The sequence below is a fragment of the Massilia luteola genome (assembly GCF_034420155.1).
Classification (GTDB): Bacteria; Pseudomonadota; Gammaproteobacteria; order Burkholderiales; family Burkholderiaceae_D; genus Telluria; species Telluria luteola.
In genome coordinates this window covers 60270-85225 of the sequence record NZ_JAXOFN010000027.1, presented here as the reverse complement: position 1 = coordinate 85225, position 24956 = coordinate 60270, and the positions used below count along the sequence as shown (strand labels likewise).

General features: G+C 64.7%; 23 protein-coding genes. 9 read left to right on the top strand and 14 right to left on the bottom strand.

Annotation, left to right across the window (positions count from 1 at the left end):
* Nucleotides 1-61 precede the first annotated feature (61 nt).
* From U9J41_RS23085 to panB, 3 genes are all read right to left on the bottom strand, one after another.
* On the bottom strand, nucleotides 62-1387 hold the full coding sequence (locus tag U9J41_RS23085; protein ID WP_322402055.1) for an ISNCY family transposase: 1326 nt from the start codon (nucleotides 1385-1387) through the stop codon (nucleotides 62-64).
* 70 nt (nucleotides 1388-1457) lie between these two features.
* Entirely contained in the window at nucleotides 1458-1967 is a 510-nt protein-coding gene (gene thpR / locus U9J41_RS23080) for an RNA 2',3'-cyclic phosphodiesterase (protein WP_322404490.1), read from the bottom strand.
* Nucleotides 1968-1978: 11 nt separating this feature from the next.
* The gene (panB, locus tag U9J41_RS23075; protein ID WP_322404489.1) at nucleotides 1979-2815 is read right to left on the bottom strand and encodes a 3-methyl-2-oxobutanoate hydroxymethyltransferase; all 837 of its coding nucleotides are present in this window, start codon (nucleotides 2813-2815) and stop codon (nucleotides 1979-1981) included.
* A 150-nt stretch (nucleotides 2816-2965) separates the two neighbouring features.
* Between panB and U9J41_RS23070 the strand changes: the two genes are divergently transcribed.
* A complete protein-coding gene (locus U9J41_RS23070) occupies nucleotides 2966-4189 on the top strand; it encodes an anion transporter (protein ID WP_322404488.1) in 1224 nt (407 codons plus the stop codon).
* Nucleotides 4190-4234: 45 nt separating this feature from the next.
* Here U9J41_RS23070 and folK read toward each other — a convergent pair whose 3' ends face one another.
* Genes folK through U9J41_RS23045 form a run of 5 tightly spaced genes read right to left on the bottom strand, consistent with a single transcriptional unit; the run spans nucleotide 4235 to nucleotide 8565 of the window.
* A complete protein-coding gene (gene folK / locus U9J41_RS23065; protein ID WP_322404487.1) occupies nucleotides 4235-4711 on the bottom strand; it encodes a 2-amino-4-hydroxy-6-hydroxymethyldihydropteridine diphosphokinase in 477 nt (158 codons plus the stop codon).
* On the bottom strand, nucleotides 4708-6093 hold the full coding sequence (pcnB, locus tag U9J41_RS23060) for a polynucleotide adenylyltransferase PcnB (RefSeq protein WP_322404486.1): 1386 nt from the start codon (nucleotides 6091-6093) through the stop codon (nucleotides 4708-4710). Before pcnB ends, folK begins: the two co-directional genes overlap by 4 nt.
* Nucleotides 6086-6760: a histidinol-phosphatase gene (locus tag U9J41_RS23055; protein WP_322404485.1), complete on the bottom strand. Its 675-nt coding sequence runs from the start codon at nucleotides 6758-6760 to the stop codon at nucleotides 6086-6088. Before U9J41_RS23055 ends, pcnB begins: the two co-directional genes overlap by 8 nt.
* Entirely contained in the window at nucleotides 6757-7449 is a 693-nt protein-coding gene (gene hda, locus U9J41_RS23050; protein ID WP_056444874.1) for a DnaA regulatory inactivator Hda, read from the bottom strand. The genes U9J41_RS23055 and hda overlap by 4 nt, the downstream gene beginning before the upstream one ends.
* 33 nt (nucleotides 7450-7482) lie before the next feature.
* Nucleotides 7483-8565, bottom strand: coding sequence for an AI-2E family transporter (locus U9J41_RS23045; RefSeq protein WP_322404484.1), 1083 nt, complete (start codon nucleotides 8563-8565; stop codon nucleotides 7483-7485).
* 147 nt (nucleotides 8566-8712) lie between these two features.
* Between U9J41_RS23045 and purM the strand changes: the two genes are divergently transcribed.
* Nucleotides 8713-9756 carry a phosphoribosylformylglycinamidine cyclo-ligase gene (gene purM / locus U9J41_RS23040; RefSeq protein WP_322404483.1) on the top strand — a complete coding sequence of 348 codons (1044 nt, stop codon included), beginning with the start codon at nucleotides 8713-8715 and terminating at the stop codon, nucleotides 9754-9756.
* Nucleotides 9757-9799: 43 nt separating this feature from the next.
* Here the strand turns inward: purM and U9J41_RS23035 are convergent, their stop codons facing one another.
* The 4 genes from U9J41_RS23035 to U9J41_RS23020 are packed head-to-tail and all read right to left on the bottom strand — an operon-like array spanning nucleotide 9800 to nucleotide 14457.
* Nucleotides 9800-11887, bottom strand: coding sequence for a sodium:solute symporter family protein (locus tag U9J41_RS23035; protein ID WP_322404482.1), 2088 nt, complete (start codon nucleotides 11885-11887; stop codon nucleotides 9800-9802).
* Entirely contained in the window at nucleotides 11884-12189 is a 306-nt protein-coding gene (locus U9J41_RS23030) for a DUF4212 domain-containing protein (protein WP_322404481.1), read from the bottom strand. The genes U9J41_RS23035 and U9J41_RS23030 overlap by 4 nt, the downstream gene beginning before the upstream one ends.
* Nucleotides 12161-13738, bottom strand: a complete 1578-nt coding sequence (locus U9J41_RS23025) for a sensor histidine kinase (protein WP_425260962.1) — start codon at nucleotides 13736-13738, stop codon at nucleotides 12161-12163. Before U9J41_RS23025 ends, U9J41_RS23030 begins: the two co-directional genes overlap by 29 nt.
* On the bottom strand, nucleotides 13735-14457 hold the full coding sequence (locus U9J41_RS23020; protein WP_322404480.1) for a response regulator transcription factor: 723 nt from the start codon (nucleotides 14455-14457) through the stop codon (nucleotides 13735-13737). Before U9J41_RS23020 ends, U9J41_RS23025 begins: the two co-directional genes overlap by 4 nt.
* Nucleotides 14458-14659: 202 nt before the next feature.
* On the opposite strand from U9J41_RS23020, the gene recA reads away from it, so the two are divergent.
* The 7 genes from recA (at nucleotide 14660) to U9J41_RS22985 (ending at nucleotide 21843) form a co-directional block, all read left to right on the top strand.
* On the top strand, nucleotides 14660-15736 hold the full coding sequence (gene recA / locus U9J41_RS23015; protein ID WP_322404479.1) for a recombinase RecA: 1077 nt from the start codon (nucleotides 14660-14662) through the stop codon (nucleotides 15734-15736).
* 52 nt (nucleotides 15737-15788) lie between these two features.
* Nucleotides 15789-16247, top strand: a complete 459-nt coding sequence (recX, locus tag U9J41_RS23010) for a recombination regulator RecX (RefSeq protein WP_322404478.1) — start codon at nucleotides 15789-15791, stop codon at nucleotides 16245-16247.
* A 344-nt stretch (nucleotides 16248-16591) separates the two neighbouring features.
* Nucleotides 16592-17149 carry a DUF2889 domain-containing protein gene (locus tag U9J41_RS23005; RefSeq protein WP_322404477.1) on the top strand — a complete coding sequence of 186 codons (558 nt, stop codon included), beginning with the start codon at nucleotides 16592-16594 and terminating at the stop codon, nucleotides 17147-17149.
* An 88-nt stretch (nucleotides 17150-17237) separates the two neighbouring features.
* Nucleotides 17238-18407, top strand: a complete 1170-nt coding sequence (gene sucC, locus U9J41_RS23000; RefSeq protein ID WP_322404476.1) for an ADP-forming succinate--CoA ligase subunit beta — start codon at nucleotides 17238-17240, stop codon at nucleotides 18405-18407.
* Between the two features lie 17 nt (nucleotides 18408-18424).
* Complete coding sequence (gene sucD / locus U9J41_RS22995) at nucleotides 18425-19306, top strand: succinate--CoA ligase subunit alpha (protein ID WP_056447154.1); 882 nt, start codon at nucleotides 18425-18427, stop codon at nucleotides 19304-19306.
* Nucleotides 19307-19869: 563 nt separating this feature from the next.
* Nucleotides 19870-20295, top strand: coding sequence for a pilin (locus tag U9J41_RS22990; protein ID WP_322404475.1), 426 nt, complete (start codon nucleotides 19870-19872; stop codon nucleotides 20293-20295).
* 57 nt (nucleotides 20296-20352) lie between these two features.
* Nucleotides 20353-21843 (top strand): O-antigen ligase family protein, encoded by a 1491-nt coding sequence (locus U9J41_RS22985; protein WP_322404474.1) that lies wholly within the window; start codon nucleotides 20353-20355, stop codon nucleotides 21841-21843.
* Nucleotides 21844-21861: 18 nt separating this feature from the next.
* Here U9J41_RS22985 and U9J41_RS22980 read toward each other — a convergent pair whose 3' ends face one another.
* Together U9J41_RS22980 and U9J41_RS22975 are read right to left on the bottom strand one after the other, a co-directional pair.
* A complete protein-coding gene (locus tag U9J41_RS22980; RefSeq protein ID WP_322404473.1) occupies nucleotides 21862-22578 on the bottom strand; it encodes a flagellar brake protein in 717 nt (238 codons plus the stop codon).
* 124 nt (nucleotides 22579-22702) lie between these two features.
* Nucleotides 22703-24760 carry a S9 family peptidase gene (locus U9J41_RS22975; protein ID WP_322404472.1) on the bottom strand — a complete coding sequence of 686 codons (2058 nt, stop codon included), beginning with the start codon at nucleotides 24758-24760 and terminating at the stop codon, nucleotides 22703-22705.
* Between the last annotated feature and the right edge of the window lie 196 nt (nucleotides 24761-24956).

Here is a 24956-nt window from a genome sequence, read left to right as displayed (position 1 = left end):
TGTAAAGGCAAAGTTAAAATGTCCGCTTTGAGCAAAGTTGAAATGTCCGTCATGTGACATTTCAAATGCGCTTCTGAGCGGACGTTTTCCTTGCCGTCATCACCCCCTGCACGACGGCGGCGGCAACTCGATCTTCGCGGTAGTTGCGATTGCGTTTCTTCTTGTCGAGAGTTGCGTGCAGCGTTTTGCTATCCACGTCGACATCCTTCGCCCGCAGCGGTTGCTCCATACGGATATAGGCGAGCACGTTGCCGTTAGCGCGCATTTCAACTCGACCATCAGCATAGGTATGGATGTTGATGGACTGACCGATCAGCTTGCGAAGCTCAGGCTTATCGTCAAACCGATACGGTACGCCGCCGTGATGCAAGGTGAGTTTGGCGCTGAGTTTTCGGCTGTCGCAAATGGCCAGGATCAGATCCAGGTTGTAAGTTGAGTTAAGGGCGACATGCAGGTCAAGCGGATTGCCCGGCTCGACTGAAAAGCGTGCGTTGTAGTTCTGGATGAAATCACCGCACCAGGCGTTTGCGGTCTCGATGTCGTTGATGCCGTCCAGTCGCAAGGTTTTAACCAGACGGTCTTGCAACGTACGGTTAGCCCGCTCCACGCGGCCCTTCGCTTGAGGAGAGTTGGCACAGATTAGCTCGATGCCAAGTTCATCGAGCGCACGCTGGAACTGGGTCTTCGTCTGGTTCGTTGCTGATGGTGAGCGAAAGACCGCTGCACGGTCGGCATAGAACGCTTGCGGTCTGCCGTGCTGCTCGATGTATCGTCGAGTCGCCTCAAAATAGCTGGCCGTCGTTTCTGTCTCGGCAAAGTGCAGATGCTGAATCCTGCCCGTCGCATCGTCGATATACACTAGCAAGGTGCAAGCGTCGCCACGTTTCTCGAACCAGTGATGACGACTGCCGTCTATCTGGACCAACTCTCCGATGCACCGACGTCGTTCTCGCGGCTGATAAAGACGGCTCTTGTGGGCAGATTTCGTGACCCATAGCCCGGCCTTGATCATCAAGTTGCGCAGGGTTTCCTTCGACAGTTTCAAGCCATGCCGCTCGCGTAGTTGCTCGCAAGCCAGCGTCGGCCCAAAGTCGGCATAGTGATCACGTAGCAGTCCCAGCGCCTTCTGCGCCACCTCAGGCGCAAGCCGATTGTTGCTCGGCTTGCCCCGCTGCCTGGATATCATCCCGCTCTGGCCTTCTTGTTCAAAGCGTTTTTGAAGACGGCGTATTTGACGCGTCGTTATCCCCAGCCGCCTGGCCGCAATGACCGCCGTGATCTCGCCCTTGATACTGGCGCCGATGACCCCGGCGCGTTCCAACTCCTCCATCGTAATGCTCCCGATTTTTCCCACGCTCGACTCCAAACCGTTCGGAATCGACAGCATGAGCTATCTAGCAAAAGCGGACATTTCAACTTTGCTAAATGCGGACATTACAACTTTGCCCTAACACACCCTACCTGTATTCTTTTAACACCGTATAGCCATCGGGGCGGGATTCGACGAGGGCGTAATGCGTGATCGCCCAATCGATTTCCGGTCCGGACTGCGGCATGCCCGCGCCATTGGCCCGCCGCGCCATCGTTACGTGCGGCCGGTACGCGCGCGCTTCCGGCACGAGCCCCAGCGCCAGCAGCGCATCGGACAGCCGCGCATGCAGGTCCAGCAACGCCTGCGGCTGGCCGTGCGGCTCCAGCACCGCGATCCCGTTGTGCCACAAGGCGGCGCGGCCCAGCTGCAGGTCGAACGGCGCGACAGGCACCGTCAAGCCGTCCAGCAGTTCGGGCAGCCGCGCGGCCGGCAGGTTGCCGAGGAAGTGCAGGGTCAGGTGCAGTTTATCGGTGTGGACGGGCGCCGCGCCGCGCGGCCACGTCCAGGCGTCGCGCCAGGCGCGCAACCGGTCGCGCACGGCGTCGTCCGGCCACAGGGCCAGGAACAGGCGGGCGGTATCGGGCTGCGCGTCCATGCGCCGGAAGGTCAGAAGCAGTGTTCCTGCGCCGGGAAGCTGCCGTCCTTCACGGCCGCCACGTAGGCGCCGACGGCCGCGTCGATGCTCGTCTGGCCGTCCATGAAGTTCTTCACGAAGCGCGCCTTGCGGCCCGGGAAGACGCCCAGCAGGTCGTGCATGACGAGCACCTGGCCCGAACAGTCCGGACCCGCGCCGATGCCGATGGTCGGCACGTGCAGGAGGCCCGTCACTTCCTTGCCCAGCGCCGCCGGCACCGCTTCCAGCAGCACCATCGCCGCGCCGGCGTCCTGCAGCGCCTGGGCGTCGCGCTTGAGCTGTTCCGCGCCTTCGTCCGTCTTGCCCTGCACGCGGTAGCCGCCCAGCTGGTGGACGAATTGCGGGGTCAGGCCGATGTGGGCGCAGACCGGGATGCCGCGCTCGGTGAGAAAGCGCACGGTCTCGGCCAGCCAGGCGCCGCCCTCGATCTTGATCATCTGGGCGCCCGCGCGCATCAGGGCGGCGCAGCTGTCGTAGGCCTGCTGCAAGGTGCCGTAGCTGCCGAACGGCAGGTCGGCCAGCACGAACGCGTTCTTGCGGCCGCGTACGACGGACGCCGTGTGGTAGGCGACGTCCGCCACCGTCACGGGCAGCGTGGAGTCGTGGCCGGCGCACACCATGCCCAGCGAGTCGCCGATCAGCAGCACGTCCACGCCGCAGCGGTCCATCAGCGATGCGAAGCTGGCGTCGTAGCAGGTGAGCATGGCGATCTTCTCGCCGGCCGCGCGCATTGCCATCAGGGCCGGCAGCGTCACGGCCTTGCGTGCCGGAGCTTCGTTCGTCGAGCTTCCGCCCAAATAAGCGCTCATAGTATTCCTTTACCAAATCAAAAAAGCCGGAGGATCGCCCCGACGTGGACACGCGCGTCGGGCAAGCTTGCGGTCACAGGCGTGCCCGGTTCGGTTTGTTAAGATGCGCGATCTTACCTGAAAACGGCAGCGACAGACTTCGTCATCCCCATGGCCACCAGCATCCTCATTATCTTCCTCATCGTCTATCTCGGCATGATCCTCGGCGGTCTGCCGTTCCTGCGGCTCGACCGGACCGGCGTCGCGCTGCTCGGCGCCATTGCGCTCATCAGCATCAACGCGCTGAGCCTGGAGCAGGCGGTGGCATCGATCCACCTGCCGACGATGGCCCTGCTGTTCGCCTTCATGGTGGTCTCGGCGCAGATGCGCCTCGGCGGCTTCTACGACTGGGTCACGCATAAGCTGGCAGGGCTGGCGCTGGGCCCCGCCAGCCTGCTGGGTGTGCTCATCGTCGTCTCCGCAGCGCTGTCGGCCGTGTTCAGCAACGACATTGTCTGCCTGGCGATGGCGCCGCTGCTCGTCGATGCGTGCCGGCGGCGCGGGCTCGCGCCGGTCCCGTTCCTGCTGGCGCTGGCGTGCGCGTCCAACATCGGTTCCGCCGCGACCCTGATCGGCAATCCGCAGAACATGCTGATCGGCCAGACGATGCGGCTGTCGTTCGACGGTTACTTCCTCGACGCGATCCTCCCGGTCGCGCTGGGACTCGCGGCGAGCTGGATGCTGATCGCCTGGCAGACCAAGGGACGCTGGGCCGACGCGAGCGACGGCACCGGCGCCGAATCGGAGGCCGCGAACATCCCCTTCGATGCCTGGCAGACGACCAAGGGCCTGCTGATCGCCGGCGCGCTGCTGGTGGCGTTCCTCGTCGCGCCGTGGCCCCGCGAGCACATGGCGCTGATCGGCGCGGGCATCCTGTTGATGAGCCGCCAGCTCCGGTCCCGCAACATGCTGGGACTCGTGGACTGGGAACTGCTGGTGCTGTTCATGAGTCTCTTCGTCGTGAACGCCGCCTTCCAGCGCACGGGATTGACCGGACATGCCATCGCCTGGCTCGCCTCGCTCGGGGTGCGGCTGGACCAGCCGGGTGCTTTGTTCGGCGCCACGTTCGTGCTGTCCAACCTGGTGTCCAACGTGCCCGCGGTGATGTTGCTGATACCCGTCGTCCATCACCCGATGGGCGGCGTCATGCTGGCGCTGGTCAGCACGCTGGCGGGCAATCTGCTGATCGTCGGGAGCATCGCCAACATCATCGTCGTCGATGCGGCGGCGCGGCGCGGCATCGTCATCGACTGGCGCCGCCACGCGCGCGTCGGCGTGCCGGTCACGCTGGCGACGCTGGCCGTCTCTGGGATTTACCTGGCATTCCGCTTCTAGCGCCGTGACCACCACATGCCGGCGTGACGCGAACGCATGGTCAGGTCAGGCGAGTCGTTCGATGGCCTGGTCCGCGACGCCGGCGAGCAGCGTGGCGACCGCGCCGCGGCCGGGAATGACCAAATCGGGCGCCACTTCCGCCAGCGGCGCCAGCACGAACGCGCGCTCGTGCATGCGCGCGTGCGGCACGATGAGGGCCGGCGCGTCGTCGATGACGGCGTCGGCGTACAGCAGCAGGTCGAGGTCCAGCGTGCGCGGCGCGTTGCGGTAGGGGCGCTCGCGGCCGTGCGCCTGCTCGATGGCGAACAGCGCCCGCAGCAGCGCGTGCGCATCGAGGTCGGTGGCCAGCGCGGCGACGGCGTTGACGTAGTCGTCGCCGGAAGAATCGATGGGGGCCGTGCGGTACAGCGAGGAGGTTTGCACGAGGCGCGCGCCCGGCAGGCGCGCCAGGCGGTCAATGGCGTCGAGGACGTTCGCGCGCGCGTCGCCCAGGTTGGCGCCGATGCCCACCCAGGCGATCATTCGCCGCTCGCGGCCTGTGCGTTCGAGCCGGCGTCCGTCGGGGCGCCCGCTTCGCCGTCGGCGCGGCGCGGGCCGCGGCGGCGCGGGCGCTTCTTCGGGCCGGCCGGCTGGGTGTCCTTCGCGGTGTTGATCAGGCGTTCGCGCTCGGCGACGTCGCCGGCGTAGAACGTCGCCCACCAGTTGCCGATCTCCGCATCGAGCTCGCCCGATTCGCAGCGCAGCAGCAGGAAGTCGAAGCCGGCGCGGAAGCGCGGGTGCTCCAGCAGCTTATACGGCGACTTGCCGTTGCGGCGTTCGAAGCGCGGCTGCATGGCCCAGATGTCGCGCATGTCGGTGGCGATGCGGCGCTGCAGGGCCAGGTTGTCGGTCTGGTTGTCGAGCACGTCGTCCGCGGCCAGGTGCAGCGCGGGGATCGGCGCTTCGCCGGCCGCGCGGTAGGCATTCCACTTTTCCAGCACCTGGTGCCACAGCAGCGACGCGAACAGGAAGCCCGGCGACACGCCCTTGCCGGCCTTGATGCGCGTGTCGGTCGATTCGAGGGCCAGCGTGACGAACTTCATCCCGATCGGCTGCTCCAGCACGACGTCCAGCAGCGGCAGCAGGCCGTGGTGCAGGCCGGACGAACGCAGCTCCTTGAGGCAGGCCAGCGCCTGGCCGCTCATCAGGAGCTTGAGCATTTCGTCGAACACGCGCGCGGCCGGCACGTTGTTGATCAGCGGGGCCATCACGGGGATGGGCGCGCGCGTCGCCGGCTCGATCGTGAACCCGAGCTTCGCCGCGAAGCGCACGACGCGCAGCATGCGGACCGGATCTTCGCGGTAGCGCGCTTCCGGCTGGCCGATGATGCGCAGGACCTTGGCGCGGATGTCTTCGATGCCGCCGTGGTAGTCGAGCACCGTCTGCGTGGCGGGGTCGTAGTACATGGCGTTGATCGTGAAGTCGCGCCGCTCGGCGTCTTCGTGCTGCGGTCCGAAGTTGTTGTCGCGCAGGACGCGGCCATGTTCGTCCTTGGGCGCGTTGTCGCTGCCCTTGCCGCGGAAGGTGGTCACCTCGAGCAGGTCCTGGCCGAACATCACGTGCACGATCTGGAAGCGGCGGCCGATGATGAAGGCGCGGCGGAACAGCTTCTTGACTTCCTCGGGCGTGGCGTCGGTGGCGATGTCGAAGTCTTTCGGCTTCACGCCCAGCAGCAGGTCGCGCACGGCGCCGCCGACGACGAAGGCCTTGAAGCCGGCTTCCTGCAGGGTCTGCGTGACGCGCACCGCGTTGTTGGACACGAGCTTCGGATCGATGCCGTGCTGTTCCGGCCCGAGGATCACGGGTTCGGTGGGGTCGCGCTCGTCTTTGACGCCGAGGATTTTGCGGATGAATTTTTTAATCATTGAAGAGATGCAGTGAAGTCCAGCCGAGGGCGGCGGCGTGTTGGCTCAGTTTCTCGCTCGGGTTGGTCGCCACCGGATGGGAGACGACCGACAGCAGCGGGATATCGTTGTGCGAATCGCTGTAGAACCAACTGCGGGTAAAACTGTCGAACGGGCGGCCCAGGCCTTCCAGCCATGCGTGCATGTGCACGACCTTGCCGTGGCCCTGCGTGGGCGTGCCGGCCAGCTTGCCGGTCGGGTGGCCGCGCTCGTCCAGTTCGGGGCGCGCGGCGATCAGGTGCTCGACGCCGAATTCGCGCGCGATCGGCGCGGTGACGAAGGCGTTGGTGGCGGTGATGATCGCCACCAGGTCGCCCGCGTCCTGGTGCTTGCGTACGAGGTCGAGGGCCCTGGGCCGGATCGCCGGCCTGACCACGTCGCGCATGTACTGCGCCTGCAGGTCCTTCAGGCGCGCCGGGTCGAAGCCGGCCAGCGTGCCGAGGGCGAATTCGAGGTATTCGACCGGATCGAGCGTGCCGGCGTTGTACTGCGCGAAGAAGGCGTCGTTGCGGCGCTGGTGTTCGGTGGCGTCGACGACTTTCTCACGCACGAGGAACTGGCCCCATTCGTAGTCGGAATCGATCGGCAGGAGGGTGTGGTCGAGGTCAAACAGCGCGAGGTCGTTCATTCTTTCGGTTCGGAGTGTGGACTGCCGGGATTGCCCTGAAGCAAGAGGTCACGCAGTAGCGGCACCGTGACCGGACGCTGGGTCTCGAGCGAGTACTGGTCGAGCGCATCCAGCATGGTCGACAGGGAGCGCATGTCGCGCTTGAAATGGGACAGCAGATAGGGTAACACGCTGGCCGACAGCGTCAAACCGCGGGCCTCGGCGGCCTGCGTGAGGGCGGCGATCTTCTGATCGTCGGACAGGCCGTGGATCTGATACACGAGGCCCCAGCCCATGCGGGTGCGCAGGTCCTCGCGCACGGGCAGCACGGCCGGCGGCACCGGGCCCGTGCACACCATGTAGGCGCCATGCTCGCGCACCTGGTTGAACAGGGCGAAGGCGTCGATCTGGCGTTCGGGCGAGAGCTGGTCGATGTCGTCGACGAGGTACAGGGAGACGTCCGCCGTCAATACGAATGCGTCCGCGCCGGCGCCGGCGGCGATGTAGCGCGCCCCGTCGGTGGCGGCGAGGCCTTGCAGCAGGTGCGTCTTGCCGGCGCCCGTCTCTCCCCACAGATAGCAGAAATGCTCGCGCGATGCGCGCTGCGCGAACTGGTGCATCAGGTGCGCCATTTCGGCATTTTCGCCTATCTGGAAGGTGTCGAGGCTTTGCGCCGGCTCGGCGCCCAAATCGAGCACCAGCTGTTTCATGGCTTGGTTCTCATAGTGTCGTGTGCGTAGGAATCAGCCATTATAAAAGCTGCTGCGCAGATAGTGGCGTTTCAGGTGACGGAACGCCACCATCAGCACCGCCGACGCGGGCAGCGCCAGCAACACGCCGACGAAGCCGAACAGCTGGCCGAAGGCGAGCAGGGCGAAGATCACGGCCAGCGGATTCAGTCCGATGCGCTCGCCCACGAGGCGCGGCGTGAGGAAAAAACCTTCGATGATCTGGCCCGCGCCATAGATCACGGCCACGGCGATCACGCCGCTCCAGTCGGAATATTGCAGGATGGCGGCCGTCAGCGCCAGCGCGAGACCGAGCCCGTACCCGAGGTAGGGAATGAACACTAGCAGCCCCGTCAGGATGCCGACCGGCAGCGCCACCTCGAAGCCGGCCAGCGCCAGCGCCGCCGAGTAATACAGGGCCAGCACGAGCATCACGAGCAGCTGCCCGCGCAGGTACTGGGCCAGCAGGGCGTTGACTTCCCGGGCCATGCCCACGGTCGGATTCACCCAGCGGCGCGGCACGGCGTTCTCCAGCTGCAGCAGCAGGCGGTGCCAGTCCAGCAGCAGGTAGAACAGCACGACGGGGATCAGGATGCCCGTGGCGATCCACCCGAGCAGCGCGCTGCCGCCGACGCGCGCGGAGGCGAGCACGGTCGTCCAGATCTCGTCGCTGGAGGTCGCGATCTGCTGCGTGAGGATGGTGCGCAGGCTGCTGCCGTCGAGCTTGATGTGGATGCCCAGCTGCGCCAGGCGCGGCGTCAGTACGGTGTCGATGCGGGCCAGCGCATCCGGGATCTGGGCCTGCAACAGCGGGAGTTCCGTGCGCAGCACCGGTATGACGATCAGGATCAGGGCGCCGACGGCGGCCAGGAACGCCAGGATCACGACCACGACCGCGAGCGAGCGGGGCAGGTGGAACGCACCCATGCGCGTGCGTTCGAGACTGTCCACCGCGCCGTTCAGGGCGTAGGCGAGGATGGCGGCGGCGATGAACGGGGTGAGGATCGGCCCGAGGGCGTACAGCAGCAGGCCGCACGCCAGCCAGAGTGCCAACCAAAACGCTGACTGTTTTTGCTCCGGGCTGAGGGAAAAAGGCATGTAATTGTTGTTCTGACCGTTAAAACGGCGCCGGGGCAGGCCGTTTTGATAAAATAATGGATTGACCGACTGGCAGCTGACCGATGAAGCTGTCTAATGTCCAGTTGTCAACCGCCTACTATTTTACCGCCTCCGCTGCCAAATACCATGAGCCAACCATCTAATGTTTCTCTCTCCTACCGCGACGCTGGTGTCGATATCGATGCCGGCGACGCCCTGGTCGAAGCGATCAAACCATTTGCCAAGCGCACCATGCGCGAAGGCGTGCTCGGCGGCATCGGCGGTTTCGGTGCGCTGTTTGAAATCAGCAAGAAGTTCAAGGAACCGGTCCTCGTGTCCGGCACCGACGGCGTCGGCACCAAACTGAAACTGGCTTTCGAACTGAACCGCCACGACACGGTCGGCATCGACCTCGTCGCCATGAGCGTCAACGACATCCTCGTGCAGGGCGCCGAGCCGCTGTTCTTCCTCGATTACTTCGCCTGCGGCAAGCTGGACGTGCCGACCGCGACCGCCGTCGTGAAAGGCATCGCCCAAGGCTGCGAACAGGCCGGTTGCGCCCTGATCGGCGGCGAGACGGCCGAGATGCCGAGCATGTACCCGGACGGCGAATACGACCTGGCCGGCTTCGCCGTCGGCGCGGTGGAAAAATCGCAGATCATCGACGGCACCAAGATCGCCCCGGGCGACGTCGTGCTGGGCCTGGCCTCGTCGGGCATCCACTCGAACGGTTACTCGCTGGTGCGCAAGATCATCGAAGTGTCGAAGCCGGACCTGGAAGCCGACTTCCACGGCCGCAAACTGTCCGACGCCCTGATGCAGCCGACCCGCATCTACGTCAAGCCCCTGCTGGCGCTGATGCAGGCGATGGAAGTGAAGGGCCTCGTGCACATCACCGGCGGCGGCCTCGTGGAAAATATCCCGCGCGTGCTGGCCGATAACCTGACGGCCGTGCTGGACGCCAAATCGTGGACCCTGCCGCCGCTGTTCCAGTGGCTGCAGCAGCACGGCGGCGTGGCCGATGCGGAGATGCACCGCGTGTTCAACTGCGGCATCGGCATGACGGTGATCGTGTCCAGGGAAAACGCCGACGCCGCCATGGCGCAGCTGCAGGCGGCCGGCGAGACCGTCTACCGCATCGGCGAGATCCGCGCGCGCGGCGACGGCCAGGCGCAGACGATCGTCGAGTAAGCCTGTTGGCTTGTGGACGACGGGGCGCTGCGGCGCCCCGTCGTCATTCCGGCGCCCGGATATGCTCCACGAGGCCCCCGCTGGCGCGCGGCGGCGGCTTTGTCGCCAGGCTCACCGCGACGAGCGCCAGCGCCCCGGCCGGCACGCCGAACACGCCCGCCGAGATGGGCGCGATGTGGAACCAGACGGCGTCCAGGCTCCCGCCCAGCATCGGATTCGTGTGCAGCATGTAGTAGGTGCAGACGATGAAACCGGTCGCCATGCCCGCGATCGCGCCCGCGAAATTGGCCCGTTTCCAGAAGACGCCCGCCACCAGCGCCGGGAACATGGTCGACCCGGCCAGCGAGAACGCGGCGCCGACGAGCGACAGGATGTCCGCCGGCTTCTGCGACGCGACATAGGCCGCGATGAAGGCGACGGCGAGCAGCAGCAGCTTGGAGATCGTCACGCGCTTCTGCGTGGAGGCGCCCGGGTCGACGATCTTGAAGTAGATGTCGTGCGACAGCGCGTTCGAGATCGCCAGCAGCAGGCCGTCCGCCGTGGACAGCGCCGCCGCCAGCCCGCCGGCCGCGACCAGGCCGGAAATCACGTACGGCAGGCCGCCGATTTCGGGTGTCGCCAGGGTCAGCATGTCGCCGTCGATCGCGATCTCGGCCAGCTGCACGATGCCGTCGTGGTTGACGTCGACGATGCTGATCAACGGGTTCGCCTTGTCGACGTTGGCCCAGTACGAGACCCAGGTCGGCAGCGCGTCGTAGCCGGTGCCGACGAGGGCCGTGTAGATGTCGTACTTGGCGAGCACCGCCAGCGCGGGCAAGGTCAGGTAGATCAGCAGGATGAAGAACAGCGTCCAGAACACCGACACGCGCGTCTCGTGCACGGACGGCGTCGTGTAGGCCCGCATCAGGATGTGGGGCAGCGCGGCCGTGCCGAACATCAGGCAGAACACGAGCGCGAGGAAGTTGTTGCGGCGGATGTCGGATTCCTGGCGCGTCTTGCCGGGGAACGGTTCCGCATGCGGCTCGGGCGGCTGCGCGCGTGCCAGGTTGGCGGCGCGCAGTTCGCTCCACACGTGCGCCGCTTCCTCCGCCGTGCGCGGATAGTCCAGCAGTTCGCGCTCGGCGTTGCGCACCTCGACCAGCGACGCGCTGTGGCTGCGCGCCTTGTCCAGGCGGTGCTGCGCGTCGGTCTTGCCGGCTTCCCAGGAATGCGGCAGGCCGGCCAGGCGCGCCTCGTATTCGTCGGCGCGGACACGAAAGACGTGGCGTACCTCGGCTTCGCGCGGGTCGAGCGCCAGCTGGGCCTCGCGCTTGGCCAGCTTGGGCAGCACGGAGCCGTACGCCACCTGCGGCACGGGGTTGCCCGCGAATTTCACGGACATCCAGATCGTCGGGATCAAAAAGGCGACGAGGATGATGATGTACTGCGCCACCTGGGTCCACGTGATCGCGCGCATCCCGCCCAGGAACGAGCACACGAGGATGCTGGCGAGGCCGAGGAAGATGCCGACCGAGAAATCGACGCCCGTGAAGCGCGACGCGATCAGGCCCACCGCGTAGATCTGCGCGACGACGTACGTGAACGAGACGACGATGGTGGCGCCGACCGCGAGCGCGCGCACCACGTTGCCGCGCCGCGTGCCGGTGTCGCCGCCATAGCGCGCAGCGAGGAAATCGGGAATCGTGTACTGGGCGAAGCGGCGCAGGTAGGGCGCGATCAGCAGCGCGACGAGGCAGTAGCCGCCGGTCCAGCCCATCACGTAGGCGAGGGCGTCGAAGCCGTGCAGGTACAGCGTGCCGGCCAGGCTGATGAAGCTGGCCGCGGAGATCCAGTCGGCCGCCGTCGCCATGCCGTTGAACAGGGCCGGCACGCGCCGTCCCGCCACGTAGTATTCGGACACGTTCGACGTGCGGCTGACGACGCCGATGATCGCGTACAGCACGATGGTGGCGAACATGTACAGGTGGCCGATCCACTGGCGCGGCATGCCCTCGTTTTCCAGGATCGCCAGCGCCCCGAGGAATAGCCCGAAGCAGAGGGTGAACCACAGGTAGTAGCGGGCCAGGCGGCGGAAATAGCTGCGCGTTTTTGGTGGCTGCGCGGCCGCGGCCGACGGGGCGGCGCCGGTCATGGACGCTCCTGCAGCATGCGCGTGAAATCGCGGTCGAGGATGCGCATGCGCCAGGCGTAGGCGCCGATGATGGCGAGGTAGATGAGCGACGCGCCCTGCGCCGCGAGATAGAACGACAGCGGCCAGCCGAACACGGACATGTGCGCGAGGTCGCGCGCGAAAAACACGGTGCCGAAACTCGTGGCGAGCCACAGCGCCAGCAGCAGCGCGATCAGGTGGCGCGCGCGCGCCCAGTGCGCGGCGCGCGCGGCAATGACGCGCGTACGGTCGGGGTCAGAGGAAGGGGCGGTCTCGGTCGGCATCGGGGACAGGCGTGACGGTGGGCGGGAAGGTCAGCCGGAACAGGCTGCCCGGGAATTTCTTGTGCGTGCTGCGCGGGTTGTTGAAGATTTCGATCTCGGCCCCGTGCTGCTGCGCGATCTCGCGCACGATGGCGAGGCCCAGGCCAGAACCGGACACGCTGGAGCCGAGGATGCGGTAGAAGCGCTCGAACACGCGGTGGCGCTCGGACGGCGCGATGCCGGGGCCGGTGTCCTCCACTTCGAGCAGTGCCTGGCTGCCGTGGCCGATGTTGGTGCCGCGCACGCGGACCGTGACGCTGCCGCCGGCCGGCGTGTAGCGCAGCGCGTTGTCGATCAGGTTCGACAGCAGCTCGCGCAGCATCATGGCGCTGCCGGCGATTTCCGGCGGGTCGCCGATGACCTCGTAGCCGAGGTCGATCTCGTGCGCGAACGAGGCCTGCACCCAGTCCTGCACGACGTCGCGGGCCAGGGCGGCAAGATCGAGCGGTTCCAGCGCGAGGCCGGCGTGCGGCTGGTTCTCGGCGCGCGCCAGCGCCAGCAGCTGGTTCACGAGGCGCGTGGCGGATTCCGAACTCGTGGCCAGCTGTTCGAGCGAGCGGTGGATCTCGTTCGGGTCGACCTGGCGCAGCGCCAGCTCCGACTGCATGCGCATGCCGGCCAGCGGCGTCTTCATCTGGTGCGCGGCGTCGGCAATGAAGCGCTTCTGCGCGGCGATCGTGTGCGCGAGGCGCGCCAGCATGTCGTTCAGCGACCCCACGAGCGGCGAGATCTCTTCCGGCACCTGGCGCGAATCGATCGGCGACAGATCGTCCGGCAGGCGCGCGCGGATGCGTTCCTGCAGCTGCGCGAGCGGCGACAGCCCGCGCGACAGGGCGAACCAGACGAGGGCCAGGATCACGGGCAGGATGATGAACTGGGGCAGGATCACGCCCTTGATGATTTCGTTGGCCAGCTGCGCCCGTTTCTCCAGCGTTTCCGCGACCTGCACGAGGGCCAGGCGCGGCTCCTCCGACGCGTCCAGCAGCGGCTGCAGGTTGACCCAGGCATAGGCGATGCGCACCGGCGTGCCGTGCAGGCTCTCGGTGCGGAAGTGCACGCGCCCGCTGCGTTCGGCGTCGTCGGCGGAGGCCAGCGGCAGGTCGCGGTCGCCGTCGACGATCTCGCCGCGCGGGCCGCTGATCTGGAAATAGACGCTGTCGACGTCGTCGGCGCGCAGGATGTCGCGCGCGGTGCCGGGGAGGTGCGCGACCACCTTGCCGTCCACTTCCTTGACCTGCTGCGCGAGCACCGTGACGCTGTCTTCCAGCGCGTGGTCGAACGGTTGATTCGCGATCGACTTCGCGACCAGGTACGTGATCGCGATGCTCATCGGCCACAGTAACAGCAGCGGGGCCAGCATCCAGTCGAGGATTTCGCCGAACAGCGAATGCTGGATGCTTTCTTCCGACTCGGGCTTGGGCGGCACATACAGCGGCTCGAGCGGCGGCTCGAACTGGTGCGCGACGGCGCGCGGATCCGGCCCGGCCGCGCGCCGCTTGAACCGTTTCACTTGTGGCCGCTGGCCGCGTCGGCGCTCTTGCGGGCGCCGTCGCGGGGACTGTCGACATACCGCTCGAGGCAATAGCCCAGGCCGCGCACGGTGGCGATGCGGATGCCGCCCGTCTCGATTTTCTTGCGCAGGCGGTGCACATAGACTTCGATGGCGTTGTTCGACACTTCCTCGCCCCATTCGCACAGGTGGTCAACGAGTTGTTCCTTCGACACGAGGCGGCCCGTGCGCGCCAGCAGGATTTCCAGCAGGCCCAGCTCGCGCGCGGACAGGTCGAGCATCTGGTCGTTGATGTAGGCGCTGCGGCCGACCTGGTCGTACACGAGCGGGCCGTGGCGGATCACGGTGGAGCCGCCGCCCTGGCCGCGGCGGGTGAGGGCGCGCACGCGCGCTTCCAGCTCCGACAGGGCGAAGGGTTTCGGCATGTAGTCGTCGGCACCGGCGTCGAGGCCGCCCACGCGCTGCTCGATGGAATCGGCCGCCGTGAGGATCAGCACGGGCAGGAGCGAACCCCGCGCGCGCAGGCGGCGCAGCACGTCCAGGCCGGACAGCCTGGGCAGCCCGAGGTCGAGGATCAGGAGGTCGAACTCCTGGGTCGACAGCGCGGTGTCCGCATCCTGGCCGTTCTTCACGCAATCGATCGCGTAGCCGGACTGGCGCAGGGAGCGCGTCAATCCGTCGGCGAGCACGCTGTCATCTTCGGCAAGTAGAATACGCATCACACTTCTCCCGGGTTTTGGCTTTGGACTTTGCTATTTCGTATATTGTGTTGGATAACGCGCGCCAAGTCGAATCGGTCAACGGATTGTCACACGACTGTAAATAACGCTTGCCAAGACCACTGGATTTTTATACAGTACTTCCTATTGAATTCGCGCGAGCGGCCCACACCTTGGTTCACTCTAGGACAGAAAGAAAGTTATGGACGATAAGAAATCTGTAGTAAATGCTGCCGAGAAGGGCAAGGCGCTGGCCGCAGCACTGGCGCAAATCGAGAAGCAGTTCGGCAAAGGCTCGGTGATGCGCATGGATGCCAATGCGCCCGTCGAGGAAGTGCAGACTGTATCGACCGGCTCCCTGGGCCTGGACATCGCACTCGGCGTCGGCGGCCTGCCGCGCGGCCGTATCGTCGAGATCTACGGCCCGGAATCGTCGGGCAAGACGACGCTGACCCTGCAGACCATCGCCCAGATGCAGAAGATGGGCGGTACCTGCGCGTTCATCGACGCCGAACACGCGCTCGACGTGACCTATGCGCAAAAGCTGGGCATCAAGCTGGACGAGCTGCTGATCTCGCAGCCGGACACGGGTGAACAGGCACTGGAAATCACGGACGCGCTCGTGCGTTCGGGCAGCGTCGACATGGTGGTCATCGACTCGGTGGCGGCGCTGACGCCGCGCGCCGAGATCGAAGGCGACATGGGCGATTCGCTGCCGGGTCTGCAAGCCCGCCTGATGTCCCAGGCGCTGCGCAAGCTGACCGGATCGATCAACCGTACGAATACCCTGGTCATCTTCATTAACCAGATCCGTATGAAGATCGGCGTCATGTTCGGCAGCCCGGAAACGACGACCGGCGGTAACGCGCTGAAGTTCTACGCCTCCGTGCGCCTGGACATCCGCCGTACCGGTTCGATCAAGACGGGTGACGAGGTGATCGGTAACGAAACCAAGGTCAAGGTCGTCAAGAACAAGATCGCGCCGCCGTTCAAGGAAGCGCACTTCGACATCCTGTATGGCGAAGGCACGTCGCGCGAAGGCGAGATCATCGACCTGGGCGTGGACAACAAGATCGTCGAGAAGTCGGGTTCGTGGTACAGCTACGGTGGCGAACGCATCGGCCAAGGCAAGGACAATGCCCGCATCTACCTGAAGGAGCGTCCGGCACTGGCACGCGAGATCGAGAACAAGGTCCGCGCCGCCCTCGGCGTGCGTGAACTGGGGCCGGTCCCGGCCGGTGGCGATGCCGCCCAGCTGGCGGCCGTCGGCGACGAGTAATCGTCTCGATGCCCGTCCCGCAACCGAGAGGTTGGGCTGAAGGCTGCGCTGGATGAGGCAGCCTCTCAGCCTGAAAGCCCGCGCGTTGAGATATTTGTCGATGCGTGAGCACAGCCGGCTCGAGCTGGGGCGTAAATTGTCTCGCTATGCCGAGGAGGGCGACGACGTCGACGCCCTCCTCGATTTCCTCGAAAAGAACAACTGGCTGTCGCAGGAGCGTTTCGCCGAATCGCTGGTGAACCGGCGCGCCGGCCGCTACGGCAACGCCCGCGTTCTCGCCGAACTCCAGCAGCACGGCGTGAAGGGCGACGCATTCGACGAGCTCAAGTCCGGGCTCAAGGACACCGAAGCCAAACGGGCCAGGGAAGTCTGGCGCCGCAAGTTCGGCACGGTTCCGCAGGATGCCGAAGAACGCGGCAAACAGATGCGCTTCCTGCTGCAACGTGGTTTTTCCCAAAGTGCGGTGCGTGCCGCGCTGCAGGGTCGTGACGACGAAGACGACGACATCTGATCCATCCCGCTCGAACATCTTTCGTCTCCGCGCCGGCTTTCTCTCCGGCCGCCTGATCTCAACGTTGTGAATGACCGACTGCCGTCCCGTTTATGACAGTCCGGTGGTGCGGCCACGCTTGCACGCTTGCGTTTTCGCCATCACAAGTTAGCAACATCTCCCGGCATCTCCCCGCCAAAAAAAGCCCTGCGTGACCGAGGATACGGTGCACAGCCCGGCACCCTGTGCTAAACTTTCATGGTTTAAGCAGCGCCGCAAGAGCGGTTGTTGCCGTAGAAGCTGCGGCAACGTGCATCAGGCACAACGGCTGCAAATTTTTTCGCCGCATTCCGGCATTGGTGTTTATGCCCCTGTCTCCACCCGCTCCGCGTAAGCCTCGGCACACGCGCGCCATCACTGTCGACGTGTTCGCGCGCGACGATGGCCTGTGGGACCTCGACGCCTGCATCCGCGACACCAAGACGCATGACATCGCCCTGCCTTCCGGCCCGCGTCCGGCCGGCTTGCCGGTGCACGAACTCAAGCTGCGCGTGACCATCGACCGCGACATGACCATCGTCGACGCCGAAGCGGCGTCCGATGCCGTACCCTATCCTGGTTTCTGCGACACCATCGCTCCTGCTTATAAAAAGCTGATCGGCCTGTCGCTGCTGAAACATTTCCGATTGCATCTGAAGGACCGCCTGTCCGGGGTACTCGGCTGCACCCACCTGACCGAACTCGCGCAAGTCCTGCCCACCGCGGCAATCCAGGCCTTCGCCGACGACGCGATGGCCAACCGTTCGGTCGATGCCTCGACCGAGCGGCCTTACGAACTGGACCGCTGCCACGCGCTGCGCGTCGATGGCCCCGCCGTCGAAACGTACTATCCGCGCTGGTCGCTCAAGGCGGTGCCGGGGTAGTGTCGTCCGGAGTAGACTCCGGATCTGTCGCTTTATTTATCCATTCGCATTTCTAAACTACATCAGTAACAGAAGAAGGGAAGCCAGCATGAAAATCCATGAGTATCAGGGCAAAGAGATCCTCCGAAAATTCGGAGTGACCGTTCCGCGCGGCATTCCATGCCTGTCGGTCGACGAGGCTGTCAAGGCAGCTGAAGAGCTGGGCGGTCCGGTCTGGGTGGTCAAGGCCCAGATCCATGCTGGCGGCCGCGGCAAGGGCGGCGGCGTGAAAGTGGCCAAGTCGCTGGAACAAGTGCGCGAATACGCGAACCAGATCCTGGGCATGCAACTGGTGACCCACCAGACCGGTCCGGAAGGTCAGAAGGTCCGCCGCCTGCTGATCGAAGAAGGCGCCGACATCAAGAAAGAACTGTACGTGTCGCTGGTCACCGACCGCGTCACCCAGCGCGTCGTGTTGATGGCCTCGTCGGAAGGCGGCATGGACATCGAAGAAGTCGCGCACAGCAACCCGGAAAAGATCCACACCATCGCCATCGATCCGGCCGTCGGCCTGACCGACGCTGACGCTGACAGCATCGCCGCCAAGATCGGCGTGCCGGAAGCCTCGATCGCCGCCGCGCGCGCGAACCTGCAAGGCCTGTACAAAGCCTACTGGGACACCGACGCGTCGCTGGCCGAAATCAACCCGCTGATCCTGACCGGCGACGGCAAGGTCATCGCCCTGGATGCCAAGTTCAACTTCGACTCGAACGCCCTGTTCCGTCATCCGGAAATCGTCGCCTACCGCGACCTGGACGAAGAAGATCCGGCTGAAGTCGAAGCCTCGAAATTCGACCTGGCCTACATCTCGCTCGACGGCAACATCGGCTGCCTGGTGAACGGCGCCGGCCTGGCCATGGCCACCATGGACACCATCAAGCTGTTCGGCGGCGAGCCGGCCAACTTCCTGGACGTCGGCGGCGGTGCAACCGCCGAGAAGGTCACGGAAGCCTTCAAGATCATGCTCAAGAACCCGGGCCTGAAAGCCATCCTGGTCAACATCTTCGGCGGCATCATGCGCTGCGACGTGATCGCCGAAGGCGTGATCACCGCTTCGAAGGCCGTGTCGCTGCAAGTGCCGCTGGTCGTGCGCATGAAGGGCACCAACGAAGACCTGGGCAAGAAGATGCTGGCCGATTCCGGCCTGCCGATCATCTCGGCTGACACCATGGAAGACGCAGCGAAGCAAGTCGTTGCCGCTGCAGCTGGCCAAGCTTAATTCGCGAAGGAAATAAAATGTCGATTCTGATTAATAAAGACACCAAAGTCATCACCCAAGGTATCACCGGCAAGACCGGCCAATTCCACACGCGCATGTGCCGCGACTACGCGAACGGCCGTGAAGCCTTCGTCGCAGGCGTGAACCCGAAGAAAGCCGGTGAGGACTTCGAAGGTATCCCCATCTTCGCGAGCGTCAAGGAAGCCAAGCAGAACACGGGCGCGAATGTTTCCGTGATCTATGTCCCGCCGGCAGGCGCCGCCGCCGCCATCTGGGAAGCCGTGGAAGCCGAGCTGGACCTGGCCATCTGCATCACCGAAGGCATCCCCGTCCGTGACATGATGGAAGTCAAGGACCGCATGGCCAAGGCTGGTTCGAAGACCCTGCTGCTGGGCCCGAACTGCCCGGGCCTGATCACCCCGGACGAGATCAAGATCGGCATCATGCCGGGTCACATCCACAAGAAGGGCCGCATCGGCGTCGTGTCGCGTTCGGGCACCCTGACGTACGAAGCCGTCGGCCAGCTGACCGCGCTGGGCCTGGGCCAATCGTCGGCAGTCGGCATCGGCGGCGACCCGATCAATGGTCTGAAGCACATCGACATCATGAAGATGTTCAATGACGATCCGGACACGGACGCCGTCATCATGATCGGCGAGATCGGCGGCCCGGACGAAGCGAACGCCGCTTACTGGATCAAGGACAACATGAAGAAGCCGGTCGTCGGCTTCATCGCCGGCGTCACCGCGCCGCCGGGCAAGCGCATGGGCCACGCCGGCGCGCTGATCTCGGGCGGTGCCGACACGGCACAGGCCAAGCTGGAAATCATGGAAGCCTGCGGTATCACGGTTACCAAGAACCCGTCGGAAATGGCTCGTCTGCTGAAGGCGATGCTGTAATCCTCCGGATTCGCAGTCGATGAAAACGGGACGCATTCGTGCGTCCCGTTTTTTTTGTGCGTTCAGCATGGGCGCACTCTTGCGGGTGCAAGTCCCGCTGCGAGCTGGCCACAGCGAGCAAAGTGAAGCGCAACTGCGGAAGGGTGACTGACCGTGGAAAGGAGGTGCGGAGCGAAGCTGCGAGCCGATGAACAAGAATCGGATATGAGGCGCTGCCAAGCAGCATGAGCGGGCAAGAAGCCGCAAAGCTCTTTGGTCAAGGCGAAGCGGCGTAAATCCGGCCCGTATCCCGATTCGTGCCAAGTCGATACGACGAGCTGACAATTTTTGTCGCGATTCAACAAAATCTGTCGAGCTGACAAATTTCGCCATGTCCGATGACAAAAATTGTCATGCGGCAATGCGGAAAATGCGCGAAAACCCACAATTTGGTAGCACATTGCTAACGATTTCCTATGGAAACGACCTGGCACGTCGGTTGCATATAGTAAAGGGCAGAAGCAAGCAGTACTGGATACGAAATACCCTTTTAATTTGCAGTGCCCCCAACCTGGAGAGACATCATGAAAGCACCGAAAATCGTCAAGAAAGCCCAAGCCGGCTTCACCCTGATCGAACTGATGATCGTTGTCGCGATTATCGGTATCCTGGCCGCCGTCGCTATCCCGGCTTACCAGAGCTATGTGACCAAGTCGAAGTTCACGATGGCTTATCAGGAAATCGCCTCGGGCGAAACCGCTTTCGATGACCTGCTGAACAACGGTGGGACCCCGGCCGCTGTCGCCGACATCAAAATGCCGGCAGCGACCAAGAACTGCAGCGCATTCGCGGTCACCGGCACCACGATCCAGTGCACCATCGTCGGCGGTCCGTCGGATGTGAATACCCACACCGTCACGGTGACCCGCGGTGACGACGGCCACTGGAGCTGCGGTACCACGGTTGATCCGAAATATGCTGGCACGACCGGTTGCGTCGCAGGTTCGTAATCGCGATCCAGCTGAAGAAAACCCCGCTACGGCGGGGTTTTTTCTTGGGGCCCGGTCTTGAACCTGTTCACAAACGAGGAAATCATGCTGACGGAAATGCAGGCCGGCCAGGCGCGCGACTGGACCATGGGCAACGTTCGAACGATGCCATTCTGTGTGCTCTTGTGCGCAGCCTTGTACGCGAACTTCCTCGTCGTGGCAGGACATGACCGCCAGCGTATCCTTGAAATCGCTGTGCTGCTCGTGGGCGCTGTCATGGTCCTGGTCCGACGCCGCCTCAAGCTTCGCCCGCTATTCGAGGGCCCTGCCGGCATCTGCCTTGCGACATTCTTCGCGCTGGGGATCACCAGCGGCACGATGGCATTCTCGCCCCGTTTCGCCTTGTTCGAAGTTGCGGCGCTGTTCCTCCTTTATCTGCTCGCGACGCAGGTCGGCGACGAAGTCGTCCGCCGCGGACCGGCAGCCCTTCGCCTCATCCTGCAAACAACCGCCGCGACCGTCGTGTTGTACAGCGTATATTTCTTGGTCGCCTATGTAAGCGCCTTCTGTTTTGGCAATCCACTGACACCCGACGACTTTGCGTGGGGATTCAGCAATTTCCGCTTTTTTAATCACGTTCAGACGTCGATCCTGCCGCTGTTCGTGCTGCTGTGCTGCCTGACTGCCCGCACCGACCGATTGCGGCCGCTGTGGCTGGGCGTCACAATCTACTGGTGGACGGCACTCATCGCCACCACGGGGCGCGGAACGCTCGTCGGTATCGCGATGGGCTGCACGATCATCGCGATTGTCCTGCGCCGTACCGCAATTCCTTACCTGAGGATGGCCGCGTTGACGGCGGCACTGGGCCTCGTGACGTATTTCATACTGCTGGTCGCCGTTCCCGCAGTCCTCGGGGCACAGGGGATGCGGGCGATTTCCTTTGTGGTCGAGCGTACGGCCAACGATCCCGCATCGGGACGCATGTTCCTCTGGCGTCGCGCTGCCGACCTGATCACGCAACATCCTTTGCTCGGCGTCGGACCAATGCATTTTGCCCATTACGCCGGCGACCTGCACATCGGCGCCCATCCGCATGACTGGCTCATGCAGTTCGGCAGCGAATGGGGACTGCCTGCGCTGGCGTGTCTGCTCGCAACGATCGTGCTGGCACTTCGTGCACTTCTGCACGCCGGCCGCAAGATCGCGGAAGGAGACATCGCCAACCAGACCATTTTCGCGGCTCTGCTGATGGGAGCGGTCGCGATCCTGGTCGACGGGCTCGTGTCCGGCCTGTTCGTCATGCCACAGAGTCAGCTTGCAATTGCTTTGTATCTCGGCTGTGCAATCGGGTGGTACAAGACCGTTTTGCCGGCTCCATGCCCCGCCGCACCCAATATCGTAGGGGGAGCCGGCGGTGCGTTGCTCGTGGTGGTCGCCATGGCTGGGGTGGCCGGCGTTTGGCAGGACGTGGTCGCGCGCTACGAGCAACAACCTCTCACGGCTGCCCAGGAAGCGGCGAACCAGGGGCAGCACTGGCCACGGCTGTGGATTACTGGCTATTTTTAAAGCAGAGACGGTCAGGACTCAGACGATCTTCTGCCGATCCGCCAGCAACGCCTCATACGTCAGATTCTGCAACAGCGTGTAGTGCACCGGATCCAGATCCACGAACTGCACGCCATACGCAAACCCCTCGGCCTGCTCCGGCCCGCCGGACAGTGCGCTGATGTTGCGCACGGCCGCGCGCGTGCGCACGCGGATTTCCTGGTTGTTCGGCGGGGCCAGCAGGGCGAATTCCAGGTCGATTTCGTCTTCGTCCTGGGGCAGGCTTTTCTTCGATTCGATTCGCGCGCCATTTACGCTCAGGTTCGTCAACAGGCAGTCGGCGCCGGGCACGGCACTGTTCGCCGGGATGATCCTGGCGGGAATGTCCACCTTCACCCGCATGGCCGTGCGCAGGCTCGTGCCCTGGATCGCGCGCGGGAACGAGATGTGGGCGTACAGCACCGGCCGGCCGAAAACGCGCTCGACCGTGCAGGCGAACGAACACACGTGGATGCCGGAAAACACGCGCATCGTCAGGCGCTCGCCTTCGACGAGCGGGATCGGCATGCCGTTGTCGGTCGGGATCTTGACGATCAGGTATTCGTCCTTCAGCCAGCCGATCAGCGTCGAGAAATGCTGCACCGGCTTCAGACGCCGGTGCGTGATGAATTGCAGGCGTACGCCGACCTGCAGGTTCATCGATTCGAATTCGAATTCCTGGGGCTTGAGTTCGCGTTCCGCTTGCGGGTCGTTCATGGTTTTTTCAATCCTCGAAGCCGGTCATAGTAGCACCGGGGAAAATCTTTTGGCAGTTCGGAAATGAAAAAAACGCCTGCGGGGGCAGGCGTTCTCTGGGATCCACGGGTCGAGACGCGCGGATTTACTGTTTCAGGTGCTGGTCCAGCCAGCCGATGACGGTGTGATGCCACAGCAGCGAGTTGGCGGGTTTCAGGACCCAGTGATTCTCGTCCGGGAACACGAGCAGCCGGCTTTCGATGCCGCGGCGTTGCAGCGCGGTGAACGCGGACAGGCCTTGCGCCATCGGGATGCGGAAGTCGCGGCCACCGTGCACGACGAGCATCGGCGTCTTCCATTTGTTCACGTACAGCACCGGGTTGAAGCGCTCATGGTTTTCCGGCACGGTGAAGTACGGACCGCCGTTTTCCCAGTCGGTGAACCATTGTTCCTCGGTCGAATAGGCCATGCCGCGCGTGTCGAACACGCCGTCGTGGTTGACGATGCATTTGAAACCGTCGGACCAATTGCCCTCGATCCAGTTCATCATGTAGCCGCCATACGAGGCGCCCAGTGCGCACGCGCGCGAGCGGTCCAGCCAGGCATATTTCGCCTCGGCCGCGGCCAGGCCTTTTTTCAGGTCGTCGAGCGGCTTGCCACCCCAGTCGCCGCTGATGGCGTCCGTGAATTTCTGGCCGTAGCCGGTCGAGCCGTGGAAATCGATGAACACGGTGGCGTAGCCGGCGCCCGCGTACACCTGCGGGTTCCAGCGGTAGCTCCAGGCGTTGCCGAAGCTGCCCTGCGGGCCGCCATGGACGAGGAAGGCGATCGGGTATTGCTTGCCCGGCTCGTAATTCCATGGCTTCGTCACATAGCCGTGGACGATGTCGCCGTTGGCGCCCTTGAACGAGAACTGCTCGTACTCGCCGAAGCGCACGTCGGCCAGTTTTTGTTCATTCAGATGGGTCAGCTGCACCGGCTTGTTCGCGCCGAGCTGCAGGCTGAACAATTGCGCGCCCGACGCCAGGTTGGCCTGGGTGTAGGCGACGGTATTGCCGCGCACGTCGTAGCCGCCGATCGCGCCCTTGTCGGTCAGCGGGGTCACCTTGCCGCTGGCCACGTCGATGGCGAACAGGCGGTGCTGGCCGATGTCGTCGGCATCCGTGACGAGCGTCCTGCCGTCGGCCGTCCACTGGAGGCTGCCCGGAGCACGGTCCCAGTTGTCGGCCACGTTGCGCTTCTTGCCGGTCGCGAGGTCGAGCAGCACGACGTGGTAGCGGTCCGCCTCGAAGCCGGGGCGGGTCATGGCGAGATAGGCGAGGGTGCGGCCGTCCGGCGAGAACACGCCTTTCGTGTCCCAGGCTTTGTTGTCGGCTGTCAGGTTGCGCGGCGTGCCGCCCGTGGCCGGGACCGTGTACAGGTCGAAGTTGGTCGACCATGCCTCGGTCTTGCCCGCAATGCGCACCGAAAAGACGACGGTCTTGCCGTCCGGGCTGAAGCGGAATTCCTCGCGGTCGCCGAACGGCTTCGACGGCACGTCGCCGTCGAGCGAGCCCGACAGGCTGACGGGCGTCCCGCTCACGCGGCCGGACGCATCCAGCGGCGCCGCATACAGCACGGCGTTGCGGCCGTCGGACCAGGTGTCCCAATGGCGCACGAACAGGCGATCGTAGATCTTGCCGCTGGCCTTGTCCTGTTCCTTCGCGTCCACGCGCGCCTTCGTGCAGGCGAGGTCGGCGCAGTCGCGGAACACGGCCATGCTGAGCGCGATGCGGTCGCCCGTCGGCGCGACGCGGAAGGCGTCGACGTCGAGCGGCAGGTCCGTCACGCGGACGGCTTCGCCACCGGCCGCCGGCACGCGCCAGACCTGGCCCGAACCCGAGCGCGACGAGATGAAATAGATCGCGTCGCCGTGCGGCGACCATTCCGGATCCGTGCTGCTGGCGGCATCCGACGTCAGGCGTTGCGGCACCGGGTGCGCGGCGCGCAGGTCGACCAGGTAGAGGTCGGTATGGCCGCGGTTCTTGCCCATGTCGGTGGTGCGCACCGTGTAGACGACACGGCCGCCGTCCGGCGACACCGCCGGGCTGCCGACCCGCTCCATCGTCACCAGGTCTTCGACCGTGAATCCGCGCGGTGCGGCGGTTGCGCCGAGTGCCGTGCCCGTCAGGGCCGCGGCCAGCGCCAGCATACCTAATTTCATCCTGTCCTCTCGCTTGTGGCTTGTGAATACACGGCCGCGCTTGATTGGCGTGGCCGGTGAAAGGCAGCAATTTAACACGTGGAAAGGCTGGCAAGGCAAAAAAAGCCCCCGGGTGAAAGGCGGCGGTGTGACGTACGGGCACGACGTTCCGGAACGGGATCAGAACTCTTCCCACTCTTCCGCCTTCGTGTCGACG